Raw genomic sequence first — 21,341 nt, forward strand, 5'->3', positions numbered from 1 at the left:
TGGGTGCCCGGCCGGCCGATCAGGCCGGGCGGCCGCTGGGATCCAGCCGGCGCGTCGCCCGGAACCGGCGAAGATAGGTCGGCAAGATCACCTCCGCCGCGGTCGGTTGGATCTGGAACGCCTCGAAGCCGATGGCTCCCGGCGAGACCACATTGTCGCGCTCGAGCAGCCGCACTTGGTCGCGGGTCAAGGGCGGCACCGGCAGAACCTCGAGGAATGCCGCCTCGAGCCGGGCCAACCAGAACGGCACCGGTGCCAGCAGCCGCTTGCGGCCGATCTCCGCCAGAATGAGCTCCATCAGCTCCTTGAAGGAGTAGATGCGGGGACCGCCCAGCTCATAGGTCTTGCCGTAGGTGCCGGGCTCGTCCAAGGCGGCCACGATCGCGTGCGCGATATCGTCGACATAGACCGGCTGGAACCGCGTCCGCCCGCCGCCGATCAAGGGCAGCGCCGGCATCATGCGCGCCATCGCGGCAAACCGGTTGAAGAAGGCGTCCTCCGGACCGAAGACGATGCTGGGGCGGATGATCGTCGCCTCGGCAAAGGCGCTGCGCACCGCGGCTTCGCCCGCGGCCTTGCTGCTTGCGTAGCGCGCGGCCGAGCCCGGATCGGCGCCGATCGCCGAGACCTGCAGGAGGCGCTGGACCCCGGCGGCGCGCGAAGCCGCAGCGACATTGCCGGCACCTTGGTGATGGATGGCCTCGAAGGTCCGGCGGCCACGCTGGTAAAGAATGCCCACGAGATTGATGACCGAGTCGGAGCCGACGACCGCCCGCCTCGACAGAGTCGAATCAGTGACCGACCCCCGCATGAGCGCGATCTGTCCCACGTCACCCATGGTCTTCAGAAACTTCGCGGCCTCCACGTCGCGCACGACCACGTTGACCCTGGCACCGGCGCGCGCCAGCCGGCGAACGACATAGCGCCCGATGAAACCAGAGCCGCCGAATACCGTGACCACCCGCGCCATCGCCCGTCTCCGCCGTCCAAGTGTCCCGCGTGTGATTCAGATTCCGAAATTCGCAGGTGAACTTCGGAATCATCACACAAGTGAGCGGCCGCATAATACCCCCCTTGGGGTGGCGACAAGGCGTCGAAAACGCCGCGGGAACCATCCTCGGCCGGCGCCTTGACAGGGCCAAGCCCGGCGGAGTTAATTCCCCACCCCACGCCCAGGTGGCGGAATTGGTAGACGCGCAGGTTTCAGGTACCTGTGGCCGCAAGGCCTTGGAAGTTCGAGTCTTCTCCTGGGCACCAGCGACCGCGACCCACCCCGGGTCGGTCGCGGTTTCGCGAAGGGTGAAATTCCTCTCTTGAACATCAAGCTCCATCAAGGCGACCTGCCCGACGGCCTCGATCTCGGGCCTATGGTCGCCATCGACAGCGAGACCATGGGTCTCCACCCCGAGCGCGACCGCTTGTGCTTGGTGCAGCTCTCCGCCGGCGACGGCTTCTGCCATGCCGTGCAATTCCCCCGCGGCGGCTACCGGGCGCCCAATCTCGCGCGCATGCTGACGAACCCGGCGGTGACCAAGCTCTTCCACTTCGGCCGATTCGACATCGCTATGCTCAGCCGGCATCTAGGAGTGACCACGGAGCCGGTCTATTGCACCAAGATCGCCTCCAAGCTGGTGCGCACCTTCACCGACAAGCACGGGCTGAAGGAGCTGTGCAAGGAACTCCTCGGGGTCGAGCTGTCGAAGCAGCAGCAAACCTCCGACTGGGGTGCCGCCCAGCTCTCCGAGGAGCAGCTTCGCTACGCCGCCTCCGACGTGCTGCATTTGCACGCCCTCAAGGCCAAGCTGGACGAGCTCCTGGCGCGCGAAGGCCGGACCGAGCTGGCGGAGCGGTGCTTTCGCTTCCTTCCGACCCGGGCCGAGCTCGACCTCGCCGGCTGGGTCGAGGACGATCTCTTCGCTCACTAGCCTGTCGCGGCAGCCGTTTGCAGCCCTTTGCGGCGCCGGCTTGCGGCCCCTCTATAGCCGGTGCCCGCCCCTGCCCGAGCGGCTGCGGCAGGGCGTCGGGCCTGGGCGATTTCATTGCATTTGCGCGGGTTTATCGCCATACTCGGGGCACGACAGGCAAGAACCGTGCCGGAACCCTCGGGGCCTAGTGTGCAGCGCAAAATGAGAGGGTCCTTGCTCCCCAAGCCGCAAACCCACCAAGACAAGACAAGCCCCGGCCTCGCCGCCGCGGGTCGGGTTCTCAAGCTCGAGGCCGGCGGGCTCCTGGCGCTTGCCGGCAGCTTGGGCGCCGCCTTCGAAGCCGCACTCAATCGGCTGGCCCAGGTGGCAGGCCGGGTCGTCGTCACCGGCATGGGCAAGAGCGGGCATGTCGCGCGCAAAATCGCGGCCACTCTCGCCTCGACCGGTACGCCCGCCTTGTTTGTGCATCCGGCCGAAGCGAGCCATGGCGATCTCGGCATGATCCAGAGCACAGATGCGGTGCTGGCGCTTTCCAACTCCGGCGAGACCCCGGAGCTGTCGGATCTGATCGCCTATACCAGGCGCTTCGCCATTCCGCTGGTCGCCGTCGTCGGCCGGGCCCCCAGCACCATCGCCGAGGCGGCGGACGTGGTGCTGGTGCTGCCGCGGGCCGAGGAGGCCTGCCCGATGGGCCTCGCCCCCACCACCTCCACCACGATGATGATGGGCTTGGGCGATGCGATCGCGATCGCGCTCCTGGAGCGCCGCGGGTTTTCGCCCGAGGATTTCCGGGTGCTGCATCCGGGCGGCCGCTTGGGTGCGAAGCTCTTGCGCGTCTCCGACCTCATGCACCTGGGCCAGGCGATGCCGCTAACCGGCCCGGCCACGGCGATGGCGGAAGCGATCCTGGTCATGACCGAGAAGCGCGTCGGCTGCGTCGGCATCGTCGAGGAGAGCGGCAAGCTCGTCGGCATCATCACCGATGGCGACCTCCGGCGCCATATGGGCCCTGGGTTTCTCGACAGCCGCGCCGAGGCGGTGATGACCCGGCAGCCGAAGACCGTGGGTCCGCGCACCCTCGCCGTCGAGGCCTTACGCCTGATGAATTCCAGCGAGCGGCCGTTCACCTGCCTCTTCGTCGTCGAGGGCGGACGTCCCGTGGGCGTCCTCAACGTCCATGACCTGCTGCGCGCGGGGGTGGCGTGAGCGTCATGACCGACGCCAGCCCCAATCTCGTCGACACGGTCGCTCCGCCGACGCGGCGCCGTGCGGCCATCCGTCTCCCCTTCGGCCGCCACTTTGCGGCGCTCAGCCCGCATTCGAGCCGTCTCGTGGCCTTGCTCAAGCTGGTCTTGCCGGTGGTCGCGCTCACGCTCTTGGGGCTGATCGTGCTCTGGCCGCAGCTCCGCGATGATCCCAGGCAGTTTCGCCTCGGCACCGCGCGGATCGATCCGGGCGAGGCCGAAGTCCTGCGCATGGTCAACCCCCGCTATGTCGGCCTCGACGGCGAGAACCAGCCCTTCGCGCTCACCGCCGACTCGGCGACACAAGTCGCCGGCAACGTCGACGTCATGCAACTTGTCCAGCCGAAGGCCGACCTGACGATGCGGGACGGCAGCTGGGTGGCGCTCAGCGCCCCTGCCGGCACCTATGACCGGGTGCGCCAGAGCCTGCACCTCTCGGGCGGCGTCAGCGTCTTCCAGGACGCCGGCTATGCGTTCTTCTCGCCCACCGCCGACATCGATCTCATCATCGGCGCGGCCAGCGGCGACGATCCGGTGCAAGGTCAAGGCCCGTTCGGCGATCTGACGGCGAGCGGCTTCCGAATCCTGGACAAAGGCCGCCGGGTGCTCTTGACCGGCAAGTCCCACCTCGTGCTGAAGGGCGAAGGCAGCGTTCCCGCGGAGGCGCGCCCGGCGCCGAAGACGTCGGGCAAGGAACGCTCGAGCCCGCCGACGACCAAGGGAGCCTCGGGATGAGGCGGGCGAATATTGGGGGCCTTCTCCTCGCCGTGACGCTGCTGGCGCCCGAAGCCGCACGCGCGCAAGGCATCAGCCTCAGCCAGAAGAGCGATGTGCCGATCGAGGTCGAGGCCGACCAAGGCATCGAGTGGCTGCGCGACCAGCAGGTTTACCTCGCCCGCGGCAACGCCAAGGCGACACGCGGGCAGGTCACCATCTACGGCGACACGCTCACGGCGCGCTACCGGCCGAAGAGCGGCGCCAAGCCGGCGACGGCCGATGCCGGCACCGGCAGCACCGAAATCTATCAGCTGGAAGCGCTCGGCAACGTCCGCATCGCCACGCCGACGGAAACCGCCTGGGCGGAGCGCGCCGTATACGACGCCGATCAGGCGGTGATCGTGCTGTTCGGCCGCAACCTCAAGCTCGAGACCACGACCGATGTGCTGACGGCCCGCGACAGTCTCGAATATTGGGACAAGCGCCAGCTCGCCGTGGCGCGCGGCAATGCGGTCGCCCAACGGGCCGATCGGCGCATCCGCGCCGATACGCTGAGCGCGCAGTTCGTCGAAGTCGCAGGCCGGGGCCAGAAGCTGCAACGCGTCGATGCCTTCGGCAATGTCGAGGTGCGCACCGATCTCGAGGTGGCGCGCGGCGACAAGGGCGTCTATCTCGCCGACCGCGAGGTCGCCACGCTGATCGGCCAAGTGCGCATCACCCGCGGCCAGAACCAGCTCGAAGGCGAGGTGGCGGAGGTGGACATGAAAAGCGGCGTCAGCCGGATGCTGAGCGCCACCCAGGGCCAGGCTCGCGTGCGCGGGCTATTCGTGCCCGAGCGCGCGCAATCGACCGCGCCAGCGAAGAAGCCCTGAGGTATGACCGAATCCCGCCCGATGCCACGGCTCGTCAAGACTAACCCCGGACTGGTCGCGAGCAATCTCGGCAAGCGCTTCAAGAAGCGGCCGGTGGTGCGCGACGTGAGCATCGCGGTCCAGCGCGGCGAGGTGGTGGGTCTGCTCGGCCCGAACGGTGCCGGCAAGACCACGTGCTTCTACATCATCACCGGCCTCCTCGCGCCCGATGTCGGCACCATCGCCTTGGACGGCCAGGACATCACCGACCTGCCGATGTACCGGCGCGCGCGCCTCGGCATGGGCTATCTGCCGCAGGAAGCCTCGATCTTCCGCGGGCTCTCGGTCGAGGCGAACATCCGTGCCGTCCTCGAGGTGGTGGAGAAGGATGCGGCCGCCCGCGAGGCCTATCTGGACGACCTGCTCGCGGAATTTTCGATCTCGCATCTGCGCCGCGCCCCGGCGCTGGCGCTGTCGGGTGGCGAGCGGCGGCGGGTGGAGATCGCCCGCGCGCTTGCCTCGCAGCCGAGCTTTATCCTGTTGGACGAGCCGCTCGCCGGCATCGATCCGATCGCCGTCAGCGACATCCGCGACCTCGTCGCTCACCTCAAGGATCGCGGCATCGGCGTGCTGATCACCGATCACAATGTCCGCGAGACGCTGGAGATCGTCGATCGCGCCTACATCCTGCACGACGGACGGGTGCTGATGGAGGGAAGACCCAGCGAGATCGTCGCCGACGAAAATGTGCGGCGCGTCTATCTCGGCGAGCGGTTCAGCCTGTAAAGAACCTGCGCCATGGCGATCTCACAGCGACTCGACCTGAGGCAAAGCCAATCGCTGGTGATGACGCCGCAGCTGCAGCAGGCGATCAAGCTCTTGCAGCTGTCGAATCTCGAGCTCGCCGATTACATCGAGCGCGAGCTCGAGCAAAATCCGCTTCTGGAACGCGACGAAGGTGCCAGCGAGCCAAGCGTCGCCGAGGAGAGCCCCGATCTGGCACCGGTGCCGGCCGATCCCTTGAACAGCGATGCGGCCGAGCTCACCCTCAGAGACACGCTGCCGGCCGAAGGCGATACGCCCCTCGATGCGGATGATTCCAATCTCTGGGCGAGCGCGCCCGCCGATTCCTTGCAGTCCTGGAAGACCGGCCGCGGTGGAACCGACTTCGACGACGACGATGCCGGGCTCGATTCCAATGCCAGCCGGCCGCCCACGCTCCGCGACCACCTGATCGACCAGCTCGCCGTCGAATTGAACGATCCCGTTGATAAGCTGGTGGGTTCGCATCTCATCGAGATGGTGGACGAGTCGGGCTATCTCCAGGGCGATCTCGACGAGACGGCAAAGCGCCTCGGCTGCGAGCGGAGCCGCGTGGAGGCGGTGCTGGCGCGCCTCCAACGCTTCGATCCTGCCGGCGTGTTTGCCCGCTCGCTGGCGGAGTGCCTGGCGCTCCAGCTGCGCGAGCGCAATCGACTCGATCCCGCCATGCAGGCGCTCCTCGACAATCTCGAGCTGCTCGCCAAACGCGACCTGACGCAGCTCCTCAGGCTCTGCGGGGTGGACGCCGAGGATTTGCGCGAGATGATCCACGAGATCAAGGCCCTCAATCCGAAGCCGGGCCAGGCATTCGACCAATCGCTGGCGCAGCCGGTGATCCCCGATATCATCATGCGCCCGCAGCCCGGCGGCAGCTGGCTCATCGAGCTCAACAGCGACACCCTGCCCAAGGTGCTGGTGAACACCCGCTATTATGCCCGAGTGAGCCGCTCGGCCCGGCGCAAGGAGGAGAAGGACTATCTCTCCGAGCGCTTCCAGTCGGCCAACTGGCTGGTCAAATCGCTGCACCAGCGCGCCACGACCATCCTCAAGGTTGCAAGCGAGATCGTCCGTCAGCAGGACGGCTTCTTCCGCCAGGGTGTCAGCGGATTGAAGCCGCTCATCCTGCGCGACATCGCCGAAGCCATCGCCATGCACGAAAGCACCGTTAGCCGGGTCACCACCAACAAGTTCATGGCCACCCCCCGGGGCATGTTCGAGCTCAAATACTTCTTCACCTCCTCGATCGCCAATTCCGCCGGCGGCGAGGCGCATTCGGCCGAAGCCGTCCGCTTCCGCATCAGGAGCTTGATCGAGGCCGAAGTCGCCGCCGAGGTGCTTTCCGACGATAAGCTCGTTGAGATTCTGCGGACCGAGGGCATCGACATCGCCCGGCGTACCGTCGCCAAGTACCGGGAAGCCCTGCGGATCCCCTCTTCGGTACAACGCCGACGCGAAAAATCCATGGAAATATAGAGGGTTAAGGGCAATTCGCGCGACACGAGATAGTCACCGCAGCCGGCTTGACTTGCGTGGATCGGGTTTCTATCGTCCGGCTCAAATGGGCCGCTGCGACCGCCCTTTGCGGGATGAGCGGCCTCAACCACGGGACTTCATGAAGCTGTCCGTCGCGGGCAAGCAGGTCGAGGTTGGATCGGCACTTCGCCACCACATCGACGCGATCCTGCCCCAGGCTATCGAGAAGTATTTCGGCAATCCCATCGAAACCGGCGTGGTCCTGAGCCGTGACGGGGCGGGGGTGCGTGCCGACATTTCCGTGCATGTCGGCCGTGGCATCCTGGTGCAGAGCCATCACGTGGCCTCCCAGGCGGTGCCCGCCTTCGACGGCGCTGCCGAACGGCTGGCCAAGCGTCTCCGCCGCTACAAGCGGCGGTTGCGCGACCATCATCGTCGGCCGGATGCCGCCAATGCCGAGCTGCCGGCGCGGCACTACGTGCTGGCGGCGGACGCCGACGCGCCGTCCGGCCGCCCCGCGGAGGGTGCGGCCGACCTGCCGGCGATCGTCGCCGAGATGGCGACAACCATCGAGCAGTTGAGCGTGAGCGAGGCGGTCATGCGCCTCGAGCTGGCGGAAATGCCGGCGCTTCTCTTTCAGAACAGCGCCCATGGCGGCTTGAACATGATCTATCGCCGCGCCGATGGGCACATCGGATGGGTCGATCCCCGCACCATCGACAAACAGTGACCGATCCGGACAGCCGAGGTTAGGCCGGGGGTGGATTTAGGGAGGGGGTGCGGCGCACCCCCTCCCCGACCCTCCCCGTAAAGCCGCGCCGGCCAAGCGCAAGCGGAACCATTGAGGACAGCCTATCGCCATGGACATGATCGACTTGATACGGCCGGAGAGCATCCTCCCCAGCCTTCGGGCCACCAGCAAAAAGCAGGCCCTGCAGGAGCTCTCGCGCCGTGCGGCCGAGCTCACCGAGCTGGACGAGCGCGAAATCTTCGATGCGCTCATCGAGCGCGAGCGCTTAGGCACGACCGGCGTCGGCATGGGCATCGCCATTCCGCACAGCAAGTTTCCGCGCCTCAAGCGGCTCGTCGGACTCTTCGCCCGCGCCGAGAAGCCGGTGCCGTTCGATTCGATCGACGAGCAGCCGGTCGACCTGATTTTCCTCTTGCTGGCACCGGCGACGGCGGGGGCCGATCACCTGAAGGCGTTGGCGCGCGTGTCGCGCCTTCTGCGCGACAAGAGCACCTGCATCAAGCTCAGGGGCTGCTCCGATGCGGACGCCATCTTCGCCTTGCTGACGGCAGCGCCGGCCAGCCACGCCGCCTGAGGCGGCTGGGTTCCGTCCAACTCTGGGATTGCTTGGCGATGCCGGCGCGCTTTGAAACCGGCACCTGAGCGTCTCAGTGCACGCTCAAGGGCTCCAGCTCATGCTGGCGCACGGCGGCGAAGGCGGTGTCGCGATCGCGGGCAACGCCCATCTCGGTGCCATCGGCGGCATGGATCGCATAGCCGACGACGTCGTTCACCACCACGCGCTTGACGTAGGCGAGGTGGTTGAGGCCGAGTGCCGCCACATCGGTCGGCGACATGCTTCTGAGGGTATTCACGGTCGTCATTTCTAGGCTCCTTTCCGGGGCGCTCATGAAGCCGCCCCGCGCTTGCCTGCGGACCCCGGCTGAGCACCGGGACCATCGGCCAAATCGACGGTCCGGGGCCGGCTTGCGCTTTTCGCCGCCGGCCGGATCTCGACCGTCTTCACGCGCGCCTCGGGTTGCGGGCGCACCAGATCGACATGCAGCAACCCGTTGTCGAGCTCGGCGCCGACCACCTCGATGCCGTCGGCCAGCACGAAGCTGCGCTGGAACTGCCGGGCGGCGATGCCGCGGTGCAGGTAGACGCGGTCCGGCGCATCCTCCTGGCGACCGCGGATGACGAGCTGGTCGTTCTCTACCTGGACGTTCAGGTCCTCGCGCCGGAATCCCGCAACGGCCAAGGTGATGCGCAGACCGTTCTCGCCGGTCTGCTCGATGTTGTAGGGCGGATAGCCCTCCGACGACATCTTCGAGATCCGGTCGAGGGTGCGTTCGAAATGATCGAAGCCCAGCAAGAGCGGGCTATTGAACAAGGATAGACGGCTCATCCATGCCTCCTCCCCACGTGAGCGAGCAGGCTTCGGGCCCTTGAGCGGCGCCCCAAACCGGCGGCCCCGATGGCGCCGCCGATGATGATGTGGGCAGGCGCGGGCGACCGGTCAAGACGCCGGCAAAGGCCGAAAAACCGTGGCTGAGGGCCTCACAGCATCGCGAGCGCGGTAACGAAGAGGCCCCAGAGCACCAGATCCATGATCCAGGATGTCGGGTTCTCGCCGGGGCCGAGGGTTCGCGGGACTGCATTCTGCATGGGCGCACCTCCTCCTATCCGCTGCTAACCTCGCTGAAAATGCAGCCGGGCGCTGTGACCGCCGTCACGGGCACGCCAAAATTGCCCCGGCCGGTTCGATGCGGCCTTCACCGCCGGCGGCGGCATGGTTGCCGGTTGGCTCCCTTGGGGAATCCCTTCGCGCCCACGCCCGCCAAGCCCATCTATCTGATCGGCCAACACTTTCGCCCAGTCCGTGCCGGTGAGCCGAGCGCATGGCCCGGGGTCGTCGAGGCGGAGACTGAAACGGCGAGGGCCCGGCCGTTGCCGGCCGAGCCCTCTTTCGAATTGGTGGAGCCAAGGGGGGGCTCCAACGAACCGCCACCTAAGCGCCTGATATAGCTGGACCTGAGGCCCGGCGGCAGGAGCCCAAGCCGCAGATTGCTACATCGCACTGCTACAGTGCGGGGTGGTCTGTGCGGGAAAGACGACTGCTACAACGGGGCGCTCGCTGGCACTTTCGGTGCTCCATCCCGGTCGATCTGCGGTCTCGGTTCGGCCGGCGCGAGATCGCCCTCAGCCTAAGAACCTCGGATATCATCGCCGCACGACTCAGGGTCCGGCAGGCATCCGCCCTCGCTGACCGTCTGTTCCAGGTGGCGCGCATGTCGACTGCGACTCGAGCCCAGCTTGAGGCAATGGCCCGGCGATGGTTCTGCGAGATCCTTGATCGTGGGGAACTCGCGATCATCGGGACCCCGACAACGACGGCCGACCTAGCGGCGCGGATAGAGAAGAACGGCCAGGTCGTGGCCGAGGCAGACCACTGGCTATAGACGCGGAACGTGAGCGCCGTTGCCGCGCTCACCGATGCCCGCTTGAAGGTCGAAGGCCTCAATATCGAGCCGGGCACAGACGATCATCTACGCGCCTCGCATCTCATGCTGAGGGCCTATGTCGAGGCGGCTTACCAGATCGCGGCCCGTGCCGAGGGAAGCTTTGCCCCGCCTTTCCGTGACGGGCTTTTTGTCGAACGCGTGACACCACCCCTGGCCGCTTCCACTACAACCGCATCGGAGACGCCATCCGGGCCGACACTCGGGAAAACCATCGAGAAATATCTGGCCGAGCGCTTGCCATCCTGGAGCCTCAAGACGCGGCGCAAGGAGGCCGCCATTCTTCGCCTGTTCGCCGAGGTCGTGGGGTCCGACAGCCGGATGATGACCATTGGCCTAACGGACGTTGTGCGCCTCAAAGACATCCTGCGAAGGCTGCCGGCGAACCATTCTAAGCTCTGGCCGGGCGTTCCAGTAGCCGAGGTCGTGGAACGGCCCAACCTGCCCGCAGCTATGTCGACCACGACCCTCAACACGTACCTGTCGAAGACGGGCGGGTTTCTCCGTTGGTGTGCGAGCCACGGCCTCACGGGCGCAAGGCTGGACGTCGCCGGCCTCAAGCTCAAGGCGTCCGGCAAGGCGAAAGAGAGGCGCGACCCATTCAGTGTCGATCAGCTACGGGCGATCTTTGCCGGCCCGCTCTATACCGGCTGCCTCGGCCCACGATATCGCTTCTGGCCGGGCACGGAACGTATTCGCGACGATGCCCGCTTCTGGGCTCCATTGATTGGACTGTATAGCGGCGCGAGGCTTGGCGAGATCTGCGGACTGCGGGTCGCCGACGTAGCGGAAATCGACGGCGTGCCAGTACTCAACATCCGAGAGACGGATGAGCGGGATCTGAAGACGACGGGCTCTCGCCGGATGGTCCCCATCCACGCCAGGCTGCTTGATGTAGGCCTTCTAGAGTATGCGGCCACTCTCAAGGCCAAACGCGAGGCGAGGCTGTTCCCAGAGCTTCGCGTGCGTTCGGACGGCTATATCAGCGATGAGATCTCTAGATGGTTCTCGCGCGGCCTCAAGAGGCTCGAAGCCAAGACACCGAAGACATCGTTCCATAGCTTCCGGCACAATTTCAGCGACGCGCTCAAGATGGCGGGCGTCCCTGGCGATCGGCGGCGCGCGATCATGGGCTGGACCAGCCGCGACATGGATGAGTCGACCTATGGAGGCAGCACGCCAGGTGCGGGCTTCTCATTGGCGACCTTAAAGGCAGACGTGGATCGCGTGGCCTATCCCCTGGATTGGGGCCACCTGACGCGGTAAGCGCTTCCCGGCGGTATCGCTGCACATTCGCCGCGCGGATCGGCCACGGACCCGGCATGGCTGCAAAGTGGCGATTAATAGTATTTGAGATAATTTAATCTATGCCAGTCTGCCATGCACGACTCGCACGACACTCGCCATGGTCATGCAGTAATAGCGCTTGTGCTCTCGTTTGACTTATGGCAGCCGGCCAACTATGCTGCTATCTCCAGTTTCGAGGAGATAGCAATGGCTCGCAAATATACGAAGCTCAACGCCGATCAGCGTCTCGCCGCACGGCGGCTTTCGGTCGGCGGCAACCCGCCCGACCCCGCAACGATCGCGTCCATTTGGGGCATCAGCGCCCGCTCCATGAGCAGCCTGGTTAAGGGACTGCGGCCAGGGGCGAACCTTAACGATCTCATGCTCCTTTGGAGCCTTGAGAGCGGCAAGAAGCTTACCCGAGCCGAGGGAATTCGCGCGCTACGTCGCGCCTCCCGGATCACGACTGAGCGGCTATTCGTGTGGGGCTCAAATGCCAACCGGATCGTTGCGGCCGGTACAGGATCACAAGAGCCGTTGCGCTAGCCCTTCAAGCATTCGCGTACCAATCGAGCTAGCCAGTCGTGATCCCGAGTCTCGACATGACGCGGGCCACCGAGGTTCGACGGTGTGTGAAGCTCACCCCAGACCAGCGGCTCGCGCTGCGGCTCGTGCGCTTGAGGCTACCGGATTGCCGGCCGGAATTTCTGGCGGGGCTCTTCGGGATCAGCCTGCAATCCGTAAATGCAGGCCTTGAAGGCGTAACGATCCTTTCGGGCGCTCGTGACCTTTTGGTCGCGTGGTGCGCCGACAGCAACCGACGCGCTTATGCCGAGTCCTCCGCAGTCGAGGCACTCGGCAGGGCGGAGCGTCTAGTGTGCGAACGGGTCGTGGTGGCAGGTGCATCCGGCCCTCAAACTCTAACCGCCCTTTTCGGGCAGGAGATCAACCATGCCTACTGTTTCTAGTGCGCCCGAATGTCCCGTGGATGCTGCGATCACTCGCGCCGATATCGATCGTCTACAGCACCTCCAACAGGAGCGTAGCGACTCCTGCGGCGCACTGCCGGACAGCGAACGCGCAGAGCTAGCGGGGTTAGAGGCGCTTTGGTCACGCTATCTAGGTTGGCGTGGAAAGGTGGAAGACTACTTCAAGGCGGCCGAACGCGCGGAGCAACAGGCGCTCTCTCCCAACCGGCACGATCCGTCCGGCGATCTTGGCAGGCAGGTGCTTGCGCTGGCCCGTGCGCCGAGTCGCCGGGTGATTGAGCGCGAGATGGTTGAGGTGCGAAACCCGGACGGCAGCATCATTCGAGTGCAGAAGACAGCAGAGCCCCAGCGGTATCGCTCGTCCGCCGAACTCCAGGCGGGCGGGCTCGCCCGCATTGAGAACGGCTTCGATCGTGGGCAAGGCCGGCGATGATCCCGATCGGCTTCGCGCTCACAAACGAGCTGGCGAAGAACAACACTTGGCCCATCCGCCTGTTCGCCATCGCCACGGACGGCCCCGCGCCGCTCTTCGTCACGGACTCAGACAAAGAGGTGCTTCACCAAGGCGTCCACTACGACCCGATGGGCATCTCCTATAGCCAAGGCACCAAAAAGAAGTCCCTCGAGCTCGACACCTACAGCGTGGTCGTCGACAACATCAACGGCGACATGCTCGCTTGGGCACTCACGACCCGGCCGATTGGCCGCACCGTGACGGCCTATAAGGGCCTGACCGCCGGGGCGACAGTGCTCGATGCCGGCAGCGACTGCCTCACGCTGATCGGGGTTGAGGCCGTCACCCTGTTCTCCGGCCGTATCACGGCGCTCAAGGCCGACGTCGAGATGGAATTCTCGGTCAAGTCGAACCTCTACCTCGCCGGACAAAGAGGACCGATCTCGATGCAGGACGTTAGTTGTCGCTTTCGAGGCCTCAACGGCTTCAAGGGTCCGAACTGCGGCTATACCGGCTCCGAGACTGCCTGCAACTTCACGTTTGCCCGCTGCCAGCAACTCGGCAACCAGCTTCGTTTCGGCGGGTTCCCTGATCTGACAGAGGGCGACTATCGATGACGACGAAGAGTGCCACGGCGGCCCGTAGACGCATCATGCTTGCCGTGTCATCCGTTTCTAGCGCGCGATCGTAGCGGCGGCCGTGTCATGTCGAAGGGATTTCACCTACTCGCCCCCGAGGACATCGCCGGCTATCAGTACGGCCGGCTCACGTTGCAAGACCTCGCGGCCAAAGCGGGCATCAGCAAGCAAGCGATCAGCCGAGGCTTGCATCGTCGCGGTATCGTCCGCGCCGCGAGTCCGCCAGAGGCCCCCACAGCGTCGCCGGAGGCCGTTGTTGCCACGATCGGCCCATCGGCGACAGCGCCCGTCGAAGCAACCCCAGCGCACCTCAGAGCCATCCCGGCGGCCAATGAAGGCTTCTCCGATGATGACGTGCGGCGATTGGCGGTCTCTGCGAGCTACCTCGCCATCCGTCGTGCCCATGCCATGCTTGGCGACAGTGCATCGCTTGGTGCAAGCGCCATTAAGGCGTTGATGACGAGCCTGACGATCGCGGTTAGCGAGTTGAAGGGATTGGGCGTGCTCGATGACGAGGCCGCGATCGTCCCCGAAATCAAGATACGGATCATGAGCGATGGCGAGGGCGCGACGCTCAAGGCCAAGACGAATGGCAAGTCGAGCGACCCTACCCTCGACCAGGACCAAGGGGTCAAATAATCCCCTCCAAACGTCGCCGCCGGAATGGCGGGTTTCCGCCACTGGCGAAGGCATCATCGATGGGGTTAAAAAACACTTGTTTGTCTCTGCCACCCGGTGGCCGGTGACGCCTTGGGTAATGCTGACGCGGGCAGCTTCTTGCCGACCCGGCCGCCCTCGGCGGATTGGCGCTCAAGGCGTTGCTGCCGGCCTCGCACTGGCGCTCGCGGAGCTGCGTGCGCTCGGCATGCTTAGTGGGCTCGGCATGCTTCGTGGGAATGACGGCGACATCGTGCCCGAGGTGCGCGTGGGTATGATGACCGAAGATGAGGATAGGGCGATGAAGGCCCAGTCGAACAGCGAGACGCCCGGCTAACGCCTCTCGGGCTATACCGCGCCAGGCTTGAGGCTATGGTGACTCGAAGTTAAAGGTATCCCATTGACCCTTCCAGGTGAAATAAGCATCGCGCCTTACAGACTTGAAATTCTCCCCGACCAGTAAGATAGAAAACCTATATTTCCCGACTGGCTCAAGTATCTTTTCAATTCGCAATGGAACTGAGGCGATCCCGGGGTAAAATTGATCTTTATACTTCTTCTCCTCATGTTCAAAATGCTTCTTCACGACGATAAGGTCAATATAGCGAATAACATCAGGCGGCAAATCAATCGCGGAGAATGCTTCCTCCCCACCTAGAGACCAGCATAGTTGGGCATTATCCGCGAAGACTGTCGAGTATTCATCTCGCTCATGCTGCTTGGCGATTTGCGTAATGTAGCATCTGCAAGATTTTGCCGTCCTTCGTCCGGTATTGGTCGCGAATAACCTAAGATATACTGCATCATTCTCGCCCAGGAACCGGCCAGTATTCTGATTGAACTCGCGGAACTTGGTTTCAGCCTTGCAATCGCTCGCATCGTTGAAGCCGACCCTTGCTGATGTCGAATACCACCAGTCGGTGGCCGGCTTTGAGAGCACGGCGACGGAAAAGCCAACAGCACCGCCGGCTAGGATTTTTGCGGCTTCGACCCAGGGATCAGTCTGCATTAACCCTCCACCATCCAACGCTGGCCTCTAATGAGGCGTCTGGCCAGGGCTGTCAATTCAGCCCTGACGGGTCTATCCCAACCCGGCAAAACACATGCCACTGGGTAAGCTCATATTTCTCGTCAGGTTGCTAAAACAAGTTGACAGAAGCGGTGGCGCCGCTTGCGGATCGGCCAGAGGGCGCATTGTTGCTCGCCGCGCTCCAGGCCGGTGACGTGCTGATCACCGCCAAGCTTGACCGGATGTTCCGCTCAGCCCTGGACGCTCTAGACGTGCTCGGCCGGCTCAAGGACCGTGGCGTGTCGCTGCATATGGTGGACTTGGGCGGCGACGTGACCGGGAACGGTATATCAAAGCTGGTCTTCACCATTCTGTCGGCCGTCGCCGAGGCCGAGCGAGATCGCATCCGCGAACGCATCCGCGACGTGAAGGGCGACCAGCGCGAGCGCGGACGCTATCTAGGCGGAAAGATACCGTTCGGCTGGCGAGTTGATGGTGACGGGGCACTGGCGCGGGTGCCTGAGCAACAGGCAGCCATTCACGAGCTGGTGCGTATGCGCTCTGAGGGCCGCTCGTATCGCGCCATCTCGCACCAGGCCGCCGCACTCGGCTTCCCCTTGTCCCATGAGGGCGTGAAGAACATCATCAACGCGGCGAGCCAGCGGACGGCCTAGGGGTGACGGCAAATGCCTGGCGTGCGGATAATGGTCGCGACCCTCGCCTTGTTGATGTCAGTCGCCGGCCCGGCTGATGCCCAGACAAACCCCTACATTGGCAGTGGCGGCCAGAACCCCTACTCAACCTCACTGCCTGGTGCGCCGCCGCTGATCGACATGGGCACGCCAGGCCCGCTCTATCGCACGCCCGAAACATTCGTCTTGCGCGACAGCAAGGGACATATCACCGGCACCATCGAGACGCCCCGAGGGGCCGTCGATGGCGACCTGATCGTACGCGACGATAAGGGCCGGCGGGTCGGGACGATCAAGCGGCCTACCTATTGATCCGTGGCGGGCTGGCGCATCTCCTTAGAGGGGCAGGCATAATGGAGCTAAATAAAAGCAACCGGGATCGTTTGATCTCAGAGCTGAAGCAGGAAATTAATGATGATCTTGTGCAATTAAAACATTTAGACATGCACGCAAAGGACATGACGAAGAAACAATTTGCGAAGATGAAAAGACAACTTGCACCACAGGCCGTGGGGGCGGCTTCGATTGCACTTCAACATATCGAAGCGATCTTTGCCGGCGACCTCGACGCAATTTCTCTTCTTCTAAGTACTCTTCCTGAGCAATCGGGCGGCAAAATCGCCGTCGCTATGTATAGGGCGGGCCTACCAGACGAAGCATTGAGGCGCGGCCTTGGGTCCGCGTGGGATCTAGGCCACAATTCGGTTCTTGATGCCTGCGAGGCCCATTTCCCCGACGATCCGAGGCATGGCTTTTTTCGCATGTTCGGCTCCGCGAAATTCCCGCCCCCGCCGGAGCTTCCTGAAACTGTGCAGATATGGCGGGGTGCGGCCGGCCTAACCAACAGCATTGCGAGGCGGCATGGCGCGTGGATGGCAAGCGGGGACCACAAAGACCCAAAGACGATAGCGATACACGGGCTGTCATGGACGCTAGATCGAGATATCGCCTGTTGGTTCGCGATGAGGGGCCTTGATAGCGAAAAGGATTCTGTTTGCGTGCTGAGCGCAACGGTGCCCCGACAAAAGATCGTTTATTACAGCAATGATCGGGATGAGCAGGAAGTCATAGTTGATCGCCCGGCTGGGGCGGCGGTGGACGGCACCCAGGCCGACTGGAAAGCCGGGCATCAGCGGGTGATGCTGGCACGCAAGCGTGAGCTTACTGCGCCAGCATAACTCCGTCCGTCTCCCACTGTGATCATGCAAGCCGCCGCGTCGGGACGATCAAACGGTCCTAGCCAATCACCAGCCGCAACTTAGATTGACCGCCAGGTTGACGGCTTCCGTCGTCAACGTCCTGCGGCGCTATCGAGACGGCGAGACTGGAACAATATCTGTCGCCAAAGTCATAACTGCCTTCTAGCAGCATGCCGCGAATGAGGGCGATGATCTCTTCACACGTGAACCCCATGCAGCCGAAGCGAGTGTCGTCGACCGTGATCTGAATTTGCACGCGCGCCTCCGTTGGTTGCGCGGCGAAGATGGCGCACGGCCGGCGCTGTGAGCAACCGTTATGGTGTTTGCTCAGTGGCTGAGCATGGGCATAAGTGACCGCTCATAGCGGGGCGAGAGGGATCGAAAAAAACGGGGTGGGGTGGGGGAGTCGAAGGGCATCGATCCATTGGGCGGTCGCAAAATCGGTCAACTGCCTGGCTAGCCTAGTATGCTAGTTGTGCGGGTCTTGGTGATCGGTATTAGGGCGCAAACGCCACAAGCGGAAAACCGAAGCCGGCCCATCTCATGCTGGGAAGGGCTCGGCGTGAGGTGCCACATCAAATTGGCGAGAGAGCTATTCGGCGACAACCTCACGCGGGGTCCAGTCTGCCGGACGGCGCTGTCTATCGCATTCCTCGTCGGAGCAGTTGTGCTGAGCGATATAGGGAAACTGGAAGCTAACGTGCTCTCTGTCTCTGGGGTTACCCCCTATGACTACTTGGACAGCAAAGCGGGTGACGTGCTTCTTGGTATTGGGGAAAACGTCGCTGTAGGTCGCCCATCCCCACAGATAGAGAAACTTCTTTTTTGCAATAACCTGCTCGATCACCTGCATGGATGTATAGACATCGTGACCGTTGACGGTCCCGTGTGGTGGCGCACTAAGAAAAATCGCACTTCTCTTGCTCGGAGGCATCTCAGCGGGCCAGTAGTCGGGGAAATCCCAATCGGGAGGTAGTTCGTCATCCCTGGGCTGGAGATTGATGTGATTGATCAGGAGGCGAGTTGGCGTATCCCCCGAGTTGGTCCAAATCGTTCGGAATCCCCAGTTGGTAATCTCACCAGTTTCGGGATTGAGATTTGCGATCGGAACAAAGGAAGCGGAAATGAATGCGCGCTGGCCGGCGATGAGCGCGCGCTCGGCTGTATCGGCGGCTCGCCGAGCCGCATCAGCAGAGTCTCTGCCGACCGCAGCCACTCTTTCGCTGGAGATAAACAGGGCAATCGTGGCGAAGACAAGCGCGGCGGTGAACGCGGCGATAACGAAGGTGCTTCCGGCGGTTATGACTTTCTCGTAGCGCTCTACAAGAGCGACAAAACGTTCCCGGTAGTTTTGGGGTTCTTGCTCCTGGGTCCTGCTGCCGCGATCTTGTTGGGCATTCTGATTGGCCCCTGGATTGGTGGTGCTGTAGTCATTTCGTGGTTCGTGCTGATCTGCTTTCTGCTGATCTCCGGTGTTTGGCCGTGAGAGCGACACGGCGAGACCTCCGACCACGGCCAGAATGGCGATCAAAGCAAATATGATTGCCATGGACCTTCCCCCGCTCATCAGCGCCCCCTATAGATCCTCCAATACTACCCCCTCCAACTCCAGCGCCGCCAGGCAAGCCGGGGTTACGCATGCTGAGGGCACGAGAGATCAAGGGATTTGGCTCTCTCGATCTGGCCCCGATTTGCGGCAGAGCCAGCGCGGGGTGTATAAGTAAAGAGGCCGGTCGGGTTCCAGCCCGACCGGCCTCTTTCATCTCAATTCTGTCCGCGACAGGTCCAACCCTTCGCGTGCGGCCGAACACAGAAAGCCCTCTCGTGTCCAGCGTTAAAGAGTCTATCGCAGCGCCCATAGCGGCGCAATCCTCCGTATTCGACGGCTTCTCCGTCTTCGCAGGTTGCTCGATGCCGGCTCGGCCAAGCACCCCGGCTGTGCTACTGCCTGTCCTTGATGATGGCGATGATGGCGATGACGCGCTGCCGTCTCCGCCGGCCTGTGTGCTGCCCTATCTGCCTCCAGAAAAGGTTAGTTCAAGGCCCGGCGCAAAAGTGCGTCTAGGGCCCGGCGCTCGCCGATATCGCACGCCGAAGCCCAAGCGCCATGCTGCTTCCCGCGTAGCCAGGCCGTCTTCCACAGTGTCCTCTTCTCTTTCCCTACCTCCCTCAGCCCTACGAGCCCTCATCAGCAAGTTCTTTCCAGGGAGAATTCCACGTCGCCAGCAAGCCGAGTTCGACCGCCTGGCAGACGAGCATCAGCTTGCCTTCACCGGCCTAGCCGCCTTCTTCTCGCGGTCGTACTTCAACACGTCTGGGACCGTGATGCTCGCCGATGACGAGGAGGCGACCGACTTCCTTCGTCGGCTGAACTGGTTCGTGATCAGACGAGGCGGCCGTCGCCTTGCCTACTTCGGCATCTACAGCCCGATTTTCGACGATGGAAGACCCCACCGGCACCTGCACTTCGTCTTGGCGCTTCCCGAAAGATCACGTGAGAGGAAGGCCGTGCAGAAGTTCTTACGCAACCGGCCAGGCATGGGTGGGAGGTCGCTCTGGTTCAGGGGCAAGAATGACGATCCCTTGCAGCCAGCCCATCTTGCAGCGATCACCGACAAGCCCGCCGGCTACGATGGCATTCCCGGCTTGGTCGACTACTGGCAGCACCATTTCGACGACGCTGCGAAGTTCCAGCCCGGTACCGTCAAGATCCATGCGAGCGACGATGTTCGGGCCGAAGCCCGTTGGTTTGGAGAACATTGCCGTGAAGTGCTGAACGAGATTGAGGCGCGGTACAAGTTGCCGTTCGCCATCCCGACCTTCGGTCCTGTCCAGTCGGCCTCGGCTGGCCTATCTCCTTCGTCCGCCATGCCTGCGTTGAACCTGACGTGAGCGATGACGTACGGGCGCTTGCCCGCCAGATCGCGTCAGAGGGCCTACAGACTCTATCGCGACTTGCGCCGACTCCAGAGGCCGCCGGCGAGTCATGTGCGCCTGACAGCGCTCGCAAGCGCTTTGAGGCCGATGCGCCATTTCTGGATGGCACGGCCAGCCAGTGGATGGAGGTGATCGGTATGACGCGCGAGGAAGCGACGCGGCGCGTCCGCGATGCCTTGCGTGAGCAGCATGGCCGGCTGCGGGCATCGCCTGCCATGCCTATGTTCGATCCGGGCCGGCCTCGGTCCATTGCTATGCCTGTATTGGGCTTGCAACGGCCTCCACACCCCGCCATGCCTAGGCTGGCCCTGGGATGACCGATGCGGTTGGCGGCTCGCCCAAGACCATCGCCGGACGCGGCGCGAAACTGCTACAGTGGACTGCTACATTTTGGTGTGATGGAGCCTGCGGCGAGCGCTTCGTTGATCATCCCCTAAGTCCCTGAAACGGCGAGGGCCCGACCGTTGCCGGCCGGGCCCTATTCGAAAATGGTGGAGCCAAGGGGGATCGAACCCCTGACCTCTACAATGCCATTGTAGCGCTCTCCCAGCTGAGCTATGGCCCCGTCGTGGCTGGCGCCCGTGCTTGGGCTGCTCGATGTTCCTGAGCCGCTAGAGTGGCCGGCCGGCCCGGGAATTCGAGCCTCTTACCCGCCTTGACCGCTCTCCAGCAAGCGAAAACGCCCCCCGCCGCCAGCGGCGGCGGCCTGGCCCAGAACTAACGCTCCTCCTCCTCATCGACATTGTCCAAGACCTCGGCCACGTCGTCCTCGTCCTCGCCGAGCTCGGAGGTGTCTTCGATCAGCTCTTCCTCTTCCTTTTCCTCGCTCTCGGCCCCTTCGGCCGCAGGCTCGACCGCCTCGGCCCCTTCGGTCTCGACTTCGACCGGGACCTCGTTGGGAACCAGCGGCACGACCTTCTCTTCGGCCGGCGCCGGACGCTGGCGCCGGCTTTTCAATACGGCGTCGGGATCCCAAGAGGCGCCGCATTTCGGGCAAGCCACCGTGGCCCGGTTCAAATCGTAGAAGCGAGCGCCGCAGCTGTGGCACTGGCGCTTGCTTCCCCACTCAGGTTTCGCCAATTCACGTCCTCCAAGCGGCTTTCCGTGGATGCCCTGGCGAGGCCGGCAGGATGGCTTTCTCCGGGGCCGGCGGGACTTGCCACGTTCGCTTGGCCCTGTCAAAAGCAAAATTGTG

Annotated in this window: 25 protein-coding genes and 2 tRNA genes; 19 read left to right on the forward strand and 8 right to left on the reverse strand. The window is 63.8% G+C overall.

What is annotated here, in order from left to right; genetic code table 11:
- Positions 1-19: 19 nt before the first annotated feature.
- On the reverse strand, positions 20-970 hold the full coding sequence (locus tag HY058_14445; protein MBI3498496.1) for a complex I NDUFA9 subunit family protein: 951 nt from the start codon (positions 968-970) through the stop codon (positions 20-22).
- A gap of 200 nt (positions 971-1,170) precedes the next feature.
- On the opposite strand from HY058_14445, the gene HY058_14450 reads away from it, so the two are divergent.
- The 9 genes from HY058_14450 to ptsN all read left to right on the forward strand — a co-directional run bounded on the left by HY058_14450 (position 1,171) and on the right by ptsN (position 8,357).
- Positions 1,171-1,257, forward strand: a tRNA-Leu gene (locus HY058_14450).
- 56 nt (positions 1,258-1,313) lie between these two features.
- On the forward strand, positions 1,314-1,925 hold the full coding sequence (locus HY058_14455; protein MBI3498497.1) for a ribonuclease D: 612 nt from the start codon (positions 1,314-1,316) through the stop codon (positions 1,923-1,925).
- A 201-nt stretch (positions 1,926-2,126) separates the two neighbouring features.
- Positions 2,127-3,131 (forward strand): KpsF/GutQ family sugar-phosphate isomerase, encoded by a 1,005-nt coding sequence (locus HY058_14460; GenBank protein ID MBI3498498.1) that lies wholly within the window; start codon positions 2,127-2,129, stop codon positions 3,129-3,131.
- A gap of 5 nt (positions 3,132-3,136) precedes the next feature.
- Positions 3,137-3,904: an LPS export ABC transporter periplasmic protein LptC gene (gene lptC / locus HY058_14465; protein ID MBI3498499.1), complete on the forward strand. Its 768-nt coding sequence runs from the start codon at positions 3,137-3,139 to the stop codon at positions 3,902-3,904.
- Entirely contained in the window at positions 3,901-4,758 is an 858-nt protein-coding gene (locus tag HY058_14470; GenBank protein MBI3498500.1) for a hypothetical protein, read from the forward strand. Before lptC ends, HY058_14470 begins: the two co-directional genes overlap by 4 nt.
- Before the next feature lie 3 nt (positions 4,759-4,761).
- Positions 4,762-5,523: an LPS export ABC transporter ATP-binding protein gene (gene lptB / locus HY058_14475; GenBank protein MBI3498501.1), complete on the forward strand. Its 762-nt coding sequence runs from the start codon at positions 4,762-4,764 to the stop codon at positions 5,521-5,523.
- 12 nt (positions 5,524-5,535) lie between these two features.
- Positions 5,536-7,032: an RNA polymerase factor sigma-54 gene (gene rpoN / locus HY058_14480; protein ID MBI3498502.1), complete on the forward strand. Its 1,497-nt coding sequence runs from the start codon at positions 5,536-5,538 to the stop codon at positions 7,030-7,032.
- Positions 7,033-7,171: 139 nt separating this feature from the next.
- Complete coding sequence (gene raiA, locus HY058_14485; GenBank protein MBI3498503.1) at positions 7,172-7,762, forward strand: ribosome-associated translation inhibitor RaiA; 591 nt, start codon at positions 7,172-7,174, stop codon at positions 7,760-7,762.
- Between the two features lie 130 nt (positions 7,763-7,892).
- On the forward strand, positions 7,893-8,357 hold the full coding sequence (gene ptsN / locus HY058_14490; GenBank protein ID MBI3498504.1) for a PTS IIA-like nitrogen regulatory protein PtsN: 465 nt from the start codon (positions 7,893-7,895) through the stop codon (positions 8,355-8,357).
- Between the two features lie 73 nt (positions 8,358-8,430).
- Here ptsN and HY058_14495 read toward each other — a convergent pair whose 3' ends face one another.
- Both HY058_14495 and HY058_14500 read right to left on the reverse strand, forming a co-directional pair.
- Positions 8,431-8,646 (reverse strand): DUF1150 family protein, encoded by a 216-nt coding sequence (locus HY058_14495; protein ID MBI3498505.1) that lies wholly within the window; start codon positions 8,644-8,646, stop codon positions 8,431-8,433.
- Positions 8,647-8,669: 23 nt separating this feature from the next.
- Positions 8,670-9,170 (reverse strand): Hsp20 family protein, encoded by a 501-nt coding sequence (locus tag HY058_14500; GenBank protein ID MBI3498506.1) that lies wholly within the window; start codon positions 9,168-9,170, stop codon positions 8,670-8,672.
- Between the two features lie 1,063 nt (positions 9,171-10,233).
- Here HY058_14500 and HY058_14505 point away from each other — a divergent pair.
- The 6 genes from HY058_14505 (at position 10,234) to HY058_14530 (ending at position 14,291) form a co-directional block, all read left to right on the forward strand.
- On the forward strand, positions 10,234-11,550 hold the full coding sequence (locus HY058_14505; protein MBI3498507.1) for a site-specific integrase: 1,317 nt from the start codon (positions 10,234-10,236) through the stop codon (positions 11,548-11,550).
- 228 nt (positions 11,551-11,778) lie between these two features.
- The gene (locus tag HY058_14510; GenBank protein ID MBI3498508.1) at positions 11,779-12,117 is read left to right on the forward strand and encodes a hypothetical protein; all 339 of its coding nucleotides are present in this window, start codon (positions 11,779-11,781) and stop codon (positions 12,115-12,117) included.
- 56 nt (positions 12,118-12,173) lie between these two features.
- A complete protein-coding gene (locus HY058_14515; GenBank protein MBI3498509.1) occupies positions 12,174-12,539 on the forward strand; it encodes a hypothetical protein in 366 nt (121 codons plus the stop codon).
- Positions 12,540-12,708: 169 nt separating this feature from the next.
- Complete coding sequence (locus tag HY058_14520; protein ID MBI3498510.1) at positions 12,709-12,993, forward strand: hypothetical protein; 285 nt, start codon at positions 12,709-12,711, stop codon at positions 12,991-12,993.
- On the forward strand, positions 12,990-13,631 hold the full coding sequence (locus HY058_14525; protein ID MBI3498511.1) for a hypothetical protein: 642 nt from the start codon (positions 12,990-12,992) through the stop codon (positions 13,629-13,631). The genes HY058_14520 and HY058_14525 overlap by 4 nt, the downstream gene beginning before the upstream one ends.
- A gap of 87 nt (positions 13,632-13,718) precedes the next feature.
- A complete protein-coding gene (locus HY058_14530) occupies positions 13,719-14,291 on the forward strand; it encodes a hypothetical protein (protein MBI3498512.1) in 573 nt (190 codons plus the stop codon).
- A gap of 388 nt (positions 14,292-14,679) precedes the next feature.
- Here the strand turns inward: HY058_14530 and HY058_14535 are convergent, their stop codons facing one another.
- The gene (locus HY058_14535; protein MBI3498513.1) at positions 14,680-15,318 is read right to left on the reverse strand and encodes a hypothetical protein; all 639 of its coding nucleotides are present in this window, start codon (positions 15,316-15,318) and stop codon (positions 14,680-14,682) included.
- A gap of 140 nt (positions 15,319-15,458) precedes the next feature.
- Here HY058_14535 and HY058_14540 point away from each other — a divergent pair, with 140 nt between their 5' ends.
- Genes HY058_14540 through HY058_14550 form a run of 3 tightly spaced genes read left to right on the forward strand, consistent with a single transcriptional unit; the run spans position 15,459 to position 17,188 of the window.
- Positions 15,459-15,992, forward strand: a complete 534-nt coding sequence (locus tag HY058_14540; GenBank protein MBI3498514.1) for a recombinase family protein — start codon at positions 15,459-15,461, stop codon at positions 15,990-15,992.
- Positions 15,993-16,022: 30 nt separating this feature from the next.
- Positions 16,023-16,322 (forward strand): hypothetical protein, encoded by a 300-nt coding sequence (locus HY058_14545; protein MBI3498515.1) that lies wholly within the window; start codon positions 16,023-16,025, stop codon positions 16,320-16,322.
- A 41-nt stretch (positions 16,323-16,363) separates the two neighbouring features.
- Entirely contained in the window at positions 16,364-17,188 is an 825-nt protein-coding gene (locus tag HY058_14550; protein ID MBI3498516.1) for a hypothetical protein, read from the forward strand.
- A gap of 58 nt (positions 17,189-17,246) precedes the next feature.
- On the opposite strand, the gene HY058_14555 is transcribed toward HY058_14550, so the two are convergent.
- Together HY058_14555 and HY058_14560 are read right to left on the reverse strand one after the other, a co-directional pair.
- Positions 17,247-17,465: a hypothetical protein gene (locus tag HY058_14555; GenBank protein MBI3498517.1), complete on the reverse strand. Its 219-nt coding sequence runs from the start codon at positions 17,463-17,465 to the stop codon at positions 17,247-17,249.
- A 336-nt stretch (positions 17,466-17,801) separates the two neighbouring features.
- Entirely contained in the window at positions 17,802-18,758 is a 957-nt protein-coding gene (locus tag HY058_14560) for a hypothetical protein (protein ID MBI3498518.1), read from the reverse strand.
- 776 nt (positions 18,759-19,534) lie between these two features.
- On the opposite strand from HY058_14560, the gene HY058_14565 reads away from it, so the two are divergent.
- Complete coding sequence (locus HY058_14565) at positions 19,535-20,101, forward strand: hypothetical protein (GenBank protein ID MBI3498519.1); 567 nt, start codon at positions 19,535-19,537, stop codon at positions 20,099-20,101.
- 534 nt (positions 20,102-20,635) lie between these two features.
- Here HY058_14565 and HY058_14570 read toward each other — a convergent pair.
- Positions 20,636-20,711: transfer RNA gene (locus HY058_14570), tRNA-Ala, on the reverse strand.
- A gap of 152 nt (positions 20,712-20,863) precedes the next feature.
- A complete protein-coding gene (locus HY058_14575; protein MBI3498520.1) occupies positions 20,864-21,226 on the reverse strand; it encodes a TIGR02300 family protein in 363 nt (120 codons plus the stop codon).
- Between the last annotated feature and the right edge of the window lie 115 nt (positions 21,227-21,341).

It is taken from the genome of Pseudomonadota bacterium (genome assembly GCA_016195085.1).
Classification (GTDB): domain Bacteria; phylum Pseudomonadota; class Alphaproteobacteria; order SHVZ01; family SHVZ01; genus JACQAG01.

Bases quoted from the DNA above. Each gene is read 5' to 3' on its own strand.
- HY058_14560 (MBI3498518.1), bottom strand. From the start codon at position 18,758: ATGGCAATCATATTTGCTTTGATCGCCATTCTGGCCGTGGTCGGAGGT.
- lptC (MBI3498499.1), top strand. From the start codon at position 3,137: ATGACCGACGCCAGCCCCAATCTCGTCGACACGGTCGCTCCGCCGACG.
- ptsN (MBI3498504.1), top strand. From the start codon at position 7,893: ATGGACATGATCGACTTGATACGGCCGGAGAGCATCCTCCCCAGCCTT.
- HY058_14535 (MBI3498513.1), bottom strand. From the start codon at position 15,318: ATGCAGACTGATCCCTGGGTCGAAGCCGCAAAAATCCTAGCCGGCGGT.
- HY058_14545 (MBI3498515.1), top strand. From the start codon at position 16,023: ATGGTCGCGACCCTCGCCTTGTTGATGTCAGTCGCCGGCCCGGCTGAT.
- HY058_14500 (MBI3498506.1), bottom strand. From the start codon at position 9,170: ATGAGCCGTCTATCCTTGTTCAATAGCCCGCTCTTGCTGGGCTTCGAT.
- HY058_14460 (MBI3498498.1), top strand. From the start codon at position 2,127: ATGAGAGGGTCCTTGCTCCCCAAGCCGCAAACCCACCAAGACAAGACA.
- HY058_14495 (MBI3498505.1), bottom strand. From the start codon at position 8,646: ATGACGACCGTGAATACCCTCAGAAGCATGTCGCCGACCGATGTGGCG.
- lptB (MBI3498501.1), top strand. From the start codon at position 4,762: ATGACCGAATCCCGCCCGATGCCACGGCTCGTCAAGACTAACCCCGGA.
- HY058_14565 (MBI3498519.1), top strand. From the start codon at position 19,535: ATGCTCGCCGATGACGAGGAGGCGACCGACTTCCTTCGTCGGCTGAAC.
- rpoN (MBI3498502.1), top strand. From the start codon at position 5,536: ATGGCGATCTCACAGCGACTCGACCTGAGGCAAAGCCAATCGCTGGTG.
- HY058_14530 (MBI3498512.1), top strand. From the start codon at position 13,719: ATGTCGAAGGGATTTCACCTACTCGCCCCCGAGGACATCGCCGGCTAT.
- HY058_14525 (MBI3498511.1), top strand. From the start codon at position 12,990: ATGATCCCGATCGGCTTCGCGCTCACAAACGAGCTGGCGAAGAACAAC.
- HY058_14445 (MBI3498496.1), bottom strand. From the start codon at position 970: ATGGCGCGGGTGGTCACGGTATTCGGCGGCTCTGGTTTCATCGGGCGC.
- HY058_14550 (MBI3498516.1), top strand. From the start codon at position 16,364: ATGGAGCTAAATAAAAGCAACCGGGATCGTTTGATCTCAGAGCTGAAG.
- raiA (MBI3498503.1), top strand. From the start codon at position 7,172: ATGAAGCTGTCCGTCGCGGGCAAGCAGGTCGAGGTTGGATCGGCACTT.
- HY058_14510 (MBI3498508.1), top strand. From the start codon at position 11,779: ATGGCTCGCAAATATACGAAGCTCAACGCCGATCAGCGTCTCGCCGCA.
- HY058_14515 (MBI3498509.1), top strand. From the start codon at position 12,174: ATGACGCGGGCCACCGAGGTTCGACGGTGTGTGAAGCTCACCCCAGAC.
- HY058_14470 (MBI3498500.1), top strand. From the start codon at position 3,901: ATGAGGCGGGCGAATATTGGGGGCCTTCTCCTCGCCGTGACGCTGCTG.